The 11,290-nt window shown below is 65.8% G+C and carries 10 protein-coding genes and 3 pseudogenes; 8 read left to right on the top strand and 5 right to left on the bottom strand.

The window, feature by feature from the left end:
• Positions 1–523 precede the first annotated feature (523 nt).
• Together AB0I10_RS38380 and AB0I10_RS38375 are read right to left on the bottom strand one after the other, a co-directional pair.
• Positions 524–694: a hypothetical protein gene (locus tag AB0I10_RS38380; protein ID WP_363157382.1), complete on the bottom strand. Its 171-nt coding sequence runs from the start codon at positions 692–694 to the stop codon at positions 524–526.
• Between the two features lie 1,460 nt (positions 695–2,154).
• On the bottom strand, positions 2,155–2,580 hold the full coding sequence (locus tag AB0I10_RS38375) for a hypothetical protein (RefSeq protein ID WP_363157381.1): 426 nt from the start codon (positions 2,578–2,580) through the stop codon (positions 2,155–2,157).
• Between the two features lie 405 nt (positions 2,581–2,985).
• Here AB0I10_RS38375 and AB0I10_RS38370 point away from each other — a divergent pair, with 405 nt between their 5' ends.
• The gene (locus tag AB0I10_RS38370) at positions 2,986–3,507 is read left to right on the top strand and encodes an NUDIX domain-containing protein (protein WP_363157380.1); all 522 of its coding nucleotides are present in this window, start codon (positions 2,986–2,988) and stop codon (positions 3,505–3,507) included.
• Here AB0I10_RS38370 and AB0I10_RS38365 read toward each other — a convergent pair.
• Positions 3,486–3,739: pseudogene (locus tag AB0I10_RS38365) on the bottom strand (transposase); the annotation flags it as partial. The gene AB0I10_RS38370 and the pseudogene AB0I10_RS38365 overlap by 22 nt on opposite strands.
• A gap of 18 nt (positions 3,740–3,757) precedes the next feature.
• On the opposite strand from AB0I10_RS38365, the gene AB0I10_RS38360 reads away from it, so the two are divergent.
• The 6 genes from AB0I10_RS38360 to AB0I10_RS38335 all read left to right on the top strand — a co-directional run bounded on the left by AB0I10_RS38360 (position 3,758) and on the right by AB0I10_RS38335 (position 8,661).
• Entirely contained in the window at positions 3,758–4,051 is a 294-nt protein-coding gene (locus tag AB0I10_RS38360) for a hypothetical protein (RefSeq protein WP_363157379.1), read from the top strand.
• Entirely contained in the window at positions 3,994–5,670 is a 1,677-nt protein-coding gene (locus AB0I10_RS38355; protein WP_363157378.1) for a transposase, read from the top strand. The genes AB0I10_RS38360 and AB0I10_RS38355 overlap by 58 nt, the downstream gene beginning before the upstream one ends.
• A gap of 16 nt (positions 5,671–5,686) precedes the next feature.
• Positions 5,687–6,736: a hypothetical protein gene (locus tag AB0I10_RS38350; protein WP_363157377.1), complete on the top strand. Its 1,050-nt coding sequence runs from the start codon at positions 5,687–5,689 to the stop codon at positions 6,734–6,736.
• Positions 6,737–7,007: 271 nt separating this feature from the next.
• Positions 7,008–7,376, top strand: coding sequence for a recombinase family protein (locus tag AB0I10_RS38345; protein ID WP_363157376.1), 369 nt, complete (start codon positions 7,008–7,010; stop codon positions 7,374–7,376).
• Entirely contained in the window at positions 7,262–7,924 is a 663-nt protein-coding gene (locus AB0I10_RS38340; protein WP_363157375.1) for a hypothetical protein, read from the top strand. The genes AB0I10_RS38345 and AB0I10_RS38340 overlap by 115 nt, the downstream gene beginning before the upstream one ends.
• A 137-nt stretch (positions 7,925–8,061) precedes the next feature.
• Positions 8,062–8,661 (top strand): hypothetical protein, encoded by a 600-nt coding sequence (locus AB0I10_RS38335; protein WP_363157374.1) that lies wholly within the window; start codon positions 8,062–8,064, stop codon positions 8,659–8,661.
• Positions 8,662–9,073: 412 nt separating this feature from the next.
• Here AB0I10_RS38335 and AB0I10_RS38330 read toward each other — a convergent pair.
• Positions 9,074–9,844 (bottom strand): annotated as a pseudogene (locus AB0I10_RS38330) (transposase family protein).
• A gap of 442 nt (positions 9,845–10,286) precedes the next feature.
• On the opposite strand from AB0I10_RS38330, the gene AB0I10_RS38325 reads away from it, so the two are divergent.
• Entirely contained in the window at positions 10,287–10,841 is a 555-nt protein-coding gene (locus AB0I10_RS38325) for a histone-like nucleoid-structuring protein Lsr2 (RefSeq protein WP_363157383.1), read from the top strand.
• Positions 10,842–10,893: 52 nt separating this feature from the next.
• Here AB0I10_RS38325 and AB0I10_RS38320 read toward each other — a convergent pair.
• Positions 10,894–11,290, bottom strand: a pseudogene (locus tag AB0I10_RS38320) (transposase); the annotation flags it as partial.

Below are 11,290 nucleotides of genomic sequence, written 5' to 3'. Positions count from 1 at the left end.
CGCACGCTCGGCGATCCCCACTTTCCTCACTTCATCCGCTCTTGAACCAAGTGGGGAATCGGAGCGCACTTGGGGAAAAATGCGGATCCTCATCACCCCGCGCAGACACGCACTGACCAGGATTGCTTCCATGCCGCCAGGCTAGCCATAGGAATGTGCTGGTGCGGTCGTCGGTCACGGGTGTGACAACTCATGTGGCATCACACTCCAGGCCCTGGCCCGCTCCTACTCGGTCCGATGGCCCACCCACCTTGGCCAGGGCCAACTCTCGGCAATGAGGCCACCACGAAGCCACTTGGCCCGGATGAAGCCACGGGTCGGCTATACACATGTCATAACGGCCCGGTCGCCACCCGCACGGGTGACGACCGGACCCAAGGACGACCGGCCCTGGCCAAGCGGACCGTCTCGACCCAGAGCCGGTGAGCCGCCAGGAGCATTCACAGAGCCTGGTGCATGGCGGCTTGCCGGGCGTCTTGGACATCCGTCGGCAGGACGACGGCTTCCGCATCCTGCTGCCACATCACCCGCAGCGCGCAGTCGTTGCCCGGCACCGGACCAGGCCCACGCAGCTCTCCTCACCGTCCGCGACCGCTTCAGCGTGGTACGGCACCAGCCCCGCCAGCAGCACGACCGCAAGCACCGCCCGCGCCAGCTCAACCTCCGCCTCGGTGAGCGCCCCACCGTCCAGCACGGCCCTGCCTACGAAGTAGCGTGCTACAGGGCGCAGTTACCGCCGCCAGGGTGCACGCAGCTGCTCCCGCTCCCTGTCCGGGTGCAGCTGCGTGACCAGTGCGAACACCGTAGCCATACATACTGACAACATCATCACGGCGACAGCACCATCGCGACGCTCCACCTGGACCTGCACTGCCCCAGGCAGCCTCTTCCACCCTGACGCCTCACAGGAAATCGTAGACGTGGCTCTGGCTTGCGCGCGTGCAGAGTCCGTCCAGGCAGGTGACGAGCCGCCACGGCGGTGCTCTGGCCGGGCAATCCCGTCACCGGCGGTCGGGCCCGCCCGCGCCACCCGGCCCGACGCTGCTCAGAGGTAGGGCTCCAGCAGCCAAAGCGAGCCATCAGCTTCCGCGCCTCGTCCTCGCTCAGTCCGAGGGCGACAGCGGCCCGCTCAGCAGTCGTGTCCCGCCGGGCATCACGGGCTGACCAGCACCCAACCTCTACGGCAGTCACTCCCAGCCAGCAAACTGCCCGCACAGCCGCCACCGGTGAGGCCTTCACCAGCTTCTCAATCCCCTCCTGCAGCTGAGCCAGCAAGGCCGTGACCGTCTTGGGCAGGGGAACGGTCGACTCCTCCACCTCAGCGGTGTGCGCGTCCCAGTCCTGCACGCATATGTCCACCGTGCCGTCCGCCGCCTCGATCAGCTTCCGGTCGCCGATCTCGTCCCAGCCAGTCGGTGCTCTGTGCCGAACCATCCACACGAGCACACCGCGCGCAGCGCGGCCGCCCGCAGTACGTGGGCGAAGTGGCCGTCGTAGACGCTCCACCGCGAGACCAACTACCCACCTCCCCCGGAGTTCACCTGGAAGAAGACAGGACCTGGAACGGCGCCGTCATCTCAGAGCACACCAACCGCGCCCTCGTGCGAGGCGCCGAACTCCCCCGTCGTCCACGACTCCCGCCCCTCCTCGCACCACCATTTCGCTTATGCCGAGTGCACCTCACACGGGATACCGGAGACGACGATGCCGCAGCCCCGATGCCCGCACTACCGGATTCGACAAATAGGCCAGAGGCGCCCGGAATTCCTCCGGCAGTGGCAGAGCGCCAGCCACGGACGGCCTGGCGTGCCATCATGCACCCTGACCAACGGGCAAAAAAGCCCCGGGCCGCTGCGGCACGGCGGCGGGGTGCCGCTCGTCGAAGTGTCGCTCATGGTGCACTCCCGGTGCGGCGGGCGCCTGCTCCTGGCGAGCGCGTGCGGACATACGAAAGGGGCCCGCTCCTGGCGGGCCCCTCGGGGGTGGTGTTACCGGCAGCGTGTGCTAGCCCATTCCGGCCGATCTTCTCAGGGCCACAACGACAGCCACAGCCTCTCGCTGAGCTGCCAGAGCCACCCGAGTACGCCCAGCACGAGAACGATCCTCCACCTTGCTCCCCAGCTCACTTCCCCCTTGTCGTCCTGCGCTACCTCATCAGCAGCCCGGGAACACCGCCGCCGGGGTCTCGAAAGTCCCTTGCCCCTGGACCTTGATCAAGCCAACGGTCTTTTTGCAGGGCCAGCTCATCTTCCAGGTACTGGTGGCCCGGTCACCGTCACTGATGGTCTCCAGCCTGTCGTACGACGACGAACCACCCATGCGATACCCGAGTTGCGCCTTGATGTTCGAGCCACCCTTTTTGGTGTAGAAGACATCGATGGACTGGGGCCGGCTGTTCATGGCTATGCAGAGTTGCCCCTTGCTCAAAGTGGTGCACTTGACATGGTCCGACCCTGACATCACCTTCTGCGACACGTGGGGAGACGACGCCCCGACTCCAGCCGCATGAGCCGGAACAGCGATAAACGAAAAACCGACGGCCGCACACGCAGCGGCCGCCAGCGAGACACGACGAATCATAGAAATCCCCCTGATCAGTAGTTTTCTGACGATACAAAATATCAAACACCTGCGCGACCCTTTTTGGACACCCTCCAGCCCTGCTCACCCCAAAGACATGACGGGACATCACACTCGTCCACAAGCCCCCTGACATGCCCACGAAGCCAGAAACGATGACGCCGGGACCCGACAAAGCCAAGAAAACCGCAACACCCGGACCCCCAACCCAACCCCCAGCCACCCAGCCCCCCCTCACCGAAGTACCGATTATGCGACTGCACGACCACCACCGACTTTGAAACATGCCCTCAGCTTGTCGTTTAACCCTTGGGAGTTGGCGGGATCCTCGAACACGGCGTCCGTCGACGTCTCACGCAGTCCCAAGCGCGGCATCGCGGCTGCGTGTGCCCATAGGCTGCCCGGATGAACGATCATTCGCTCTCAGAGTCCAGTGCCGAACTACGTACACGCGAGGCCGAGCTGCGGGTCAGTGCTCGCGCAGTCGTCGTGGACCGGGAGGGCCGCGTCCTCCTCATTCGGCATCGCGATAATGACGGGGAGTTCCATGTTCTGCCCGGCGGGCGTGTAGAGCCTGGTGAGACGGCTGCCGAGGCCGCCTGCCGGGAGGTGAAGGAAGAGACCGGACTGCAGGTCACCATCGGTGATCTGCTCTGGGTCCGCGAGTACCTGCCAGAACGGCATCCAGCCAACCCGTATCACCGCACCCAATTGCAGCAACTTCAGCTGTACTTCAAAGCTCAACCGGCCTCCGACGCCACGTCGCCAGCGACGGCGCCAGATCGCACGCAATCAGCCGTCATCTGGCATCCCCTGGTCACGGCCAGCGAACTGGTCCTGCTTCCGCTCGGGCTGACGGCATCTCTCGTCGCACTTGGCACCGAACAGGCCGCGAACGGCTCCGTTTACCTCGGCGACCTGCCCTGAACTTGACGCTCAGCCGTTTCGACGGGGTTGGTGCCCTTCTTGTGATGTGCGGGACGCGCGTATGTCTCGCCCGTCGCGAGGACTCGGCCCACGTCATGACGTGGGCCGAGTGGCGGTTCTTCGAACCAGGCGGGCGGCCGGGGCCGGGACGGGAAGGTTTTGGTGCACGCGCTGGTGACGGTGCCTTCGCACACAGGTTCCGGAACCCCCGCCGGACCCGGGCCGGGGCGAGGGCATAGCCGAGGCAAGCATGATCAACCTCGCAATGATCGACCTCATAAGCCGACGCCTCACCAGCGAACCGACCCCGAACTGGCGCGAGGCCGTCGTCGACGAAAAGGGCAGGGTCGAGCGCATCTCGTACGAGCTGTGTGTCCTGGTTGTGCTGCGCGATGCGATCGGGCGCCGGGAGATCTTCGTCGAGGGCGGGAAGCGGTGGGGCGACCCGGAGGACGATCTGCCCGTGACTTCGAGGCCACCCGCACCGTGCACTACGCGGCGATCCGTCAGCCGCTGGACGCGGCGGAGTTCATCACGGATCTGAAGCAACGGATGACGAACGGCCTGGACCGGCTCACGGCCGCGCTGGCGGACGGCTCGTCGGGCGGGGTGAACGTGACCACCCGGCACGGTGAGCCGTGGATCTCCGTGCCGAAGCTGGAGAAGCTGGACGAGCCCACCGGCCTCCAGGCGCTCAAGGACGAGGTCGTACGCCGCTGGGGTGTGCTCGACCTCCTGGACGTGCTCAAGAACGCCGACTTCGACACCGGCTTCACCGACGAGTTCGCCTCCATCGCCGCGTACGAGCGGATCGGCCGTGCCGTCCTCCAACGACGCCTGCTGTTGGCCCTGTTCGCCCTCGGTACGAACATGGGCATCCGGGCCATCGTGGCGACCGGCGAGCACGGCGAGAGTGAGGCGGCGCTACGGCACGTGCGCCGGCACTTCATCACCGTCGAAAACCTGCGGGCCGCCCTGCGCAAGCTGGTCAACTCCACCTTCGCCGCCCGGGACACCGCTGGGTGGGGCCAGGGCACGGCGTGCGCTTCGGACTCGAAGAAGTTCGGGTCCTGGTCCAGCAACTTCATGACCGAGTACCACGCCCGCTACGGCGGCAACGGCGTGATGATCCACTGGCACGTGGAGCGCAAGAGCGTCTGTATCTACTCCCAGCTCAAGAGCTGTTCGTCGTCCGAGGTCGCGGCGATGATCGAGGGTCTTTTGCGGCACGGCACGGACACCGAGATCGAATCCAACTACGTAGACATGCACGGCGCCTCCGTGGTCGGGTTCGCGTTCACCGAGCTGCTCAACTTCCGTCTGTTGCCGAGGCTGAAGAACATCGGCAGCATCCGCCTGTACCGCCCGGACGACACCCCGCCCGGCTGGCCGGCGCTCGGCGCCTCGCTGACGACCCGGGCCATCAAGTGGGACCTGATCGCCCAGCAGTACGACCAGATGGTCAAGTACGCCACCGCCCTGCGCCTGGGCACCACGGAGGCCGAACAGGTCCTGCGCCGTTTCACCCGCGGCGGCCCCAAACACCCCACCTACGCCGCGCTCGAAGAACTCGGCCGCGCGGTCCGCACCATCTTCGCGTGCGACTACCTCGCCAGCCCGGACCTGTGCTGCGAGATCCACAGTGGCCTGCAGGTCGTGGAGAACTGGAACTCGGCGAACATCGTGCTGCACTACGGCAAGGACGGCGCCCTGACCGGCCCGGACAAGGAGCACGCCGAGACCTCGATGCTCGCGCTCCACCTTCTCCAGTCCAGCCTCGTCCACATCAACACCCTGCTGCTTCAGCGTGTTCTTGCCGACCCCGCGTGGGCGAAGAAGCTCTCGGACGAGGACCGGCGCGGGCTGACCACGCACTTCTGGTCGAATATCAGCCCGTACGGCACGTTCCGGCTGGAGATGGACAAGCGGCTCGACCTGGCGCCCCTCTGTTCCCCGCCCCCGGCAGGCAGCCAACGATGCGGCACAGGCCGCGCGATCCACCCCGTGAGGGTCAGAGGCGTCAGCCCCCGGTCCGACGACCCCAGTTCGTGCCGGGCTCGTGAAAGCGGCAGATCGCGCCACTCGCGCCTGGAGCCGTTGGCTCCTCTGGCGAAGCAGTCGCGGCGTGTCGCGAACATGGCGACAATGTCACGACTGAGATGACACACGGGGGTGTCGAGTGAACCAGAACGACCTGGCGGCAATGGCTACACAGGCTCTGATCTCCGTCCTGGGGGGCGCAGCCAGCACGGCAACATCCCAGCTCATACAAGACAGGCTGAACCACTCCGCTCGCGGTCGTACTGCTCTGGACGGCTTGAGCGCCTCACCCAGCGATCCCACTGCCCAACAGGATGTTCAAGCCGCCCTTACTGACGAAATCAGCGGCGGCGCCGAGTTTGCTGATCGGCTGGCCCTACTTCTTCACGCATCCACCCAGCAGACCACCGGAAGTGTGGTCATCACGGGCAGCCGGCTGAAACACAACCAGATAGCGCTGGGCCCTCTGACGATCAACAACACGTCTGCCGGACGAATGCTGCTCGCAGCGGCAATCGCCTTGGCACTCATCCTGCTGGCGCTCGCCGCGTACGGCGGCGTGAGACTGATCAACACCGATGACACGCCGAACAGCCAGACGACTACCCGGCACGGCGCGAGCGATTCCAAACCCAGCGTCACGGCGTCGGCCGCGGGCACTGCCACGATCCGCAAGATGCTCCCGGAGCGAAGCGACGTGGATGCGAAGCTGTTCCCCAAAGCTGAAGCGCCTGAATTCGCGCCTGCCACTCGCGTTCCCTCCTGCCAATCGGTGCCGGAATGCCACAAAGCCACAGCCGCCGGTAACGTCACGTACGACGGCGTCGAAGGCACCGGCCACTCCGTCGATTTCGTCCTGTTCGCATTCCCGGATGCTGACTCGGCCCATCTCGCGTATGTGGGTCTCGTCAACAGCCATCACCCAAATCACCCAAAGGTGCAGTTAGCCAAGAGAGGCGAAGAAAGCCAGTTCTTCGAGTACCGGGAGCAGACCTACTACCACAGCGATGGCAGCCCCGACCTCGACATACCGCCGGAGCTGATCGGCCGCTACGTCTGGTTCCGGCAGGGGCCCTTCGTCGCGGTGGTGGAGCAGTTTGGTGGAGACGCTGCGCTTCAAGGTTCAGCTCGCCTCCTGGACATGTCCGCGATGTTCGCTGACCGGATCGTGAGGTTCCAGGGTCGTTGAGGGTGAGTGGCCCACGCCCCATCGTGGGGGACTTTGTATGTCATCGTCCTACCAGGCCCGATCCGGGTACTCCCGGCTGGGCCACGCACCAAGTTCTCCAGTGTCGGAAAACGAACGAATGACGACAGGCGCGACGGGCGCGACGGGCGTCCAATGGACCCGGACTTCTCGGTGCTTGACGACAGCTCAGATCCAATGAGATCCAACGGCGGCTGATGACAGGGTTTGCTGACAGCTAGGGTCGAATGCGACCACCAGAACGGGGAGCGGCATGGCCGACCTGGTCTACAAGCGGGTGTCGACCGACCAGCAGTCGACCGACCGTCAAAACCTCGTCCTCGCCGAGGCCGGGATCGAGGACCCGGTCGTCTTCGAGGAGGACGCCGGCACCTCCAGCCGCCTCCACCCGCTTGAGCGCCCGAAGTTCGGCGAACTGCTCACCTATGCGCGGCCGGGCGACACCGTGCACATCTCCGAGATGTTCCGCCTCGTGCGTGGCACCCAGCACATCCTGGATGTGCTCGAGTGCTCGACGTCCTCCACCGCGATCATCTCGCCCTGTGCATCCACGACGGCGCGTTCTCCGCGATGGACCTCACCGCCCGCCACCCGCGCACCGGCGAGCTGCTGTCCACGGTGAAGTTCATGGTGCAGACCCTCGCAGCCGCCGGGGAACTCCAACGCGACCTCCAGCGCGAGCTGACGTACGACGGGCTGCGGGCCGCCGAGGCCAAGGGCAACAAGGGCGGGCGCCGCCCGGCCATCGCGGCCGACAAGACCGACGACGTGCGCGCGGCGTACCTGGGTGGCCAATCCATCGCCAGCCTCGCCCGCGAGTACGACGTCAGCCGCGGTGCCATCCGTACCGCCGTCGCCGATCTCCTGCCCGAATACGCGGCCGCCGATCGAGACGCCCCAGCTCCGGAACTACCGGTCGTCCTCGACATGCCGGGCAAGGTCGCGGACTTCCTCCGCGCGACCGAACTGGAGCCCGCCGAGCGTGGCGCGCTCGACCAGGGCGTGACTGTTCGACGTGGCCAGGGCTACGCCCTGCGGCTCAGCACCACGCCGGAGGTCCACCGCCAACTCCTCAACCGCTGCCAGCCACTCGACAACGCCACGGCGATCCCGGCACAGCGCAAGGCCCGCCGCGAGTACGCGAACCGCGTCAAAACCCTCGGCGAGTGACCAGATCCCCCTGAAGCCTACTGGCGGGTTACTTGTTCCCTGGTGTCCGGGCTAGGACTCCGGGGCCGAAGCACGAAGCCAGTCCGCCACCCACGCCGCAGTGATCAACATCCGTCTCGCTGTCCTACGCTGGCGTGATGGGTGTGGGTGTAGAGGTGCTGATCGTGGACTGGCCGCGGGTGGAGGCGGCAGCGCCCGACGACCGGGTAGACCTGCTGATCGATGCCGCCTTCGGAGAGGCGTACAGCGACGACCTCTACGAGCATGGCTGGTCGTGGTCGACGCAGCCGGGTGAGGACTGGTACGGCAGGTATGCCTTCCAGAACACATTCGGCTCGTACAAGCCGCACTTTTGGGCCGGTCACCGCTGGGATCACATGCGCGAGTTCGTCGAGCCGAAGCTGCGCGAAGTACTCGACCCGTTCAACGACGCGCTGTTCTGGCACGCTCTGGAGGACACCACCGGGATCGGCTCAGGGCTGCCGGAGCGGCCGTGCACCTGGGGCCCGGACCTGTTGATGTCATGTCCGCCCGATCACATACCGCTGATCGCCGGATGGTGGCGGCAGGCAGAACCCCAACTGGAACTTCTACGCGAACCGTTCGCCCACTCTGACGCGGGGCACGGTGGATGGATCACGACCTTCGAATCGTTTGCCGACCTCCTCACCGACTGGGGAGAGGTGGTCACGGAGGCAGAGCGCCGCGGCTGGGGCAGCCTCGGCCTGCGCTGCTGACCGCCACGAGTGAGCCTGAAACCGTTGGCCGTCTCGTGCTCGCTGGCGAACGAGTCGCTGGAGCACCACTTGCTCAAGCTGGAGCCGGTGACTTGTGCGCGCTGCGCGGGCTACCGGGCTGAGCTGGAAATCGGTGTGCTCCCAGGTATGTAGAGGAAGACATGATGGTCTTCAACTCCGATGGCGACCGGCTGATGGCGCTGGAGGCGCAGCTGTCCTGACAGCTGCTGGGAAAACTCGCTGGTCATGGATGTTGCGCCGCTATCGCCCCGGCATATAGGCGCGTGCGCGGACAAGGACTTGCCCGGCTGTGCCTGCCCTGGTGTATGGGCTTGCGATTGACTGGGCGGCTATAGCGTGTTGCAGAAGGGTGGGTGTGGGCAGGCCAGGGGTGGGTTGGTGTCTGGCCTGTTCATGCGGCGAGGGCGAGGTTGTGCATGTGGGCCACGGCTTGGACGGCGTGGTGGAGGCCGTTGCCGCGTTGGCGGCAGTCGCGGAGGATCTTGTAGTGCTTCATACGGGCGAAGGCGTGCTCGACGTGGGCACGCACCCGGCGATGCTCGGCATTGTCGGCTTCCTCGCCCGCCAGCAGTGGCCGGCCGGGGCGTTTACGGTGCGGGACGACGAGGCCGGTATTGATGTACGCGCCGTCGCCGAGAACGGTGACACCTTCGCAGTGCTCGGCAAGGCCGCTGTCCCGCCACACGCGGGCATCCGCCCTGTTTCCCGGGACGGGCCGGGCAGTGGCGATGACCAGTTTCGTGTCGGCATCGATGATGACCTGCACGTTCGCCGAGAATCGGTAGTTGCGACTCGAAGCGCCGACCCTACGGTCGCGCACCGGGATGAGAGTGCCGTCCACGATCCACAGCCGGTCTGCGGCGTCGGCAGGGCGGGATACCGGTTCGAGCGCGAGGAGAGGCCGCAGCCGTTGGATGACTCGGCACACCATTGCCGGCGAGATGCCGAACAGTGGTGCAAGCTGCCGCATCGTGAGATTCGTGCGGTAGTACACGGCCACCAGCAGCTCCCGGTCCGCCAGCGGCAGACACTACGGCCGGCCACCACCGGGACCATTCCCGCCACGCTCCCGCACCACCTTCAACAACCGCTCGAACTGTCGCATCCGCAGACCAGCGAACGTCTCCACCGACAACGACTCAGCCATCAACACCCCACCCATACAAGGAAAATGCCCGGCCCACTACCTTCTGCAACACGCTTTAGAGTGTGTTTTAGAAGTTGTCGGTGTGCTGGGTGGGCGTCGCTGAGCGCCGTAGTTGGGCCGCAGCGGAACGGGCGGAAGTCATTCGTTGTCAGTGGCCCCGCGTACGGTCTGCCTATGGATGATCAGCGGTCGCCGCTTCCTCTGATAGACGACTCCACAGCCTGGGAGACCGGGCAGTGCTCCCCGGGGGCCAGCAACGCAGGTGCACGTGCTCCGCGTTTGTCTGCGTTCGACCGAGTTGGAGATCGCCCGTGAGTGGAATGCCGATGCCCGAGGCAGGGGACGCACGGCAGGCATGGGGCCGGGTGACCGCGTGGCTTGAGCAGCACGCCCCTGGCGTTTCGCTGCCCTCGGCGGCCCGGGGAGCCATGTGGCCATCAGTGAAGCCGAAATACGCATGGGCCTGAAACTGCCAAGGGAGATGCAGCAGTGGCTCCTGGTGAACGACATCGATGCCGGCAGGCAACCTGATGTCCGATCGTGTCTGGTGGCGCTGGGGTGCCAGGGCGTCATCCCCAGCGGCGGACTCCTTCTCGGTCTCACGGACATCGAGCGTGTCTACCTCCACAAGATGGCCATGGAGGAGATGGAACCGTCCGGAGACCCTGAATACCCGTCCTGGCGCAGGGAGTGGGTGCCGATCTCAGCGGAGAGCGACGGCTTCTTTGGGAAGTTCTTGAACACGCGCACCGGAACCGTGGGGTCTTGGACCGAGGGGTCGTCCCCCAAAGACGGCGAATACGCCTCGTTGTTCGCCTTCATCCAGGATGTAGCGGACCAGCTGGAAGGGGTTTCCTCGGGTGACTGGAGCGAACCTGGCAGGGCCCGTAGGCTCGGTCCCCGTCCAGAGGATGAGCCCATACGCCTCTGGGCCCGTGCGAATGGCTATCTCGTAAATGACCGCGGACGTATCCCCGCAACCATCCGCGAGGCTTACGAAGCATCACCGTGAGCGCCAGATCTGGCCGGCCGGTCTATGACCCTCAGCTAATGCTTTCGGCCGGTCACAGCCATTCGTTGATCGCAGCAACGAGGACGGTGGCTTCGAAGCGGACCCGCAAGCTTGCCGAAGCGGCAGGCCACCGCCCGGTTCCGCTTCATGCGGTTGATACCGCACTCGACCGCGTGTCGGGCCTTGTAGTCCTCACGGTCGAAGGCCGGAGGCCGCCCGCCGGCCGTTCCTCGGCGTTTGCGGTGGCCGGCCTGATCGGCCGGTTCCGGGATCGTGCAGCGGATCCCGCGCCGACGCAGATACGCACGGTTCGCGCGCGACGAATACGCCTTGTCACCTCGAACCCGAAGGGGGCGGATTCGGGCCCGCCCAAGCCCAAGTCGAGGAACCCGGATGGCTTCCAGAACGGCGGTGGGATACGGGCTGTCTCCCTGCTGCCCGGCCGTGAC

It is taken from the genome of Streptomyces sp. NPDC050636, assembly GCF_040654775.1.
In the GTDB taxonomy this organism is placed as follows: domain Bacteria; phylum Actinomycetota; class Actinomycetes; order Streptomycetales; family Streptomycetaceae; genus Streptomyces.
This window is presented reverse-complemented; position numbering and strand designations above follow the sequence as displayed.

Coding starts and splice junctions, on each gene's coding strand:
- AB0I10_RS38375 (WP_363157381.1), bottom strand. CDS start 2,580: ATGATTCGTCGTGTCTCGCTGGCGGCCGCTGCGTGTGCGGCCGTCGGT.
- AB0I10_RS38370 (WP_363157380.1), top strand. CDS start 2,986: ATGAACGATCATTCGCTCTCAGAGTCCAGTGCCGAACTACGTACACGC.
- AB0I10_RS38360 (WP_363157379.1), top strand. CDS start 3,758: ATGATCAACCTCGCAATGATCGACCTCATAAGCCGACGCCTCACCAGC.
- AB0I10_RS38345 (WP_363157376.1), top strand. CDS start 7,008: ATGGCCGACCTGGTCTACAAGCGGGTGTCGACCGACCAGCAGTCGACC.
- AB0I10_RS38335 (WP_363157374.1), top strand. CDS start 8,062: ATGGGTGTGGGTGTAGAGGTGCTGATCGTGGACTGGCCGCGGGTGGAG.
- AB0I10_RS38325 (WP_363157383.1), top strand. CDS start 10,287: ATGGGCCTGAAACTGCCAAGGGAGATGCAGCAGTGGCTCCTGGTGAAC.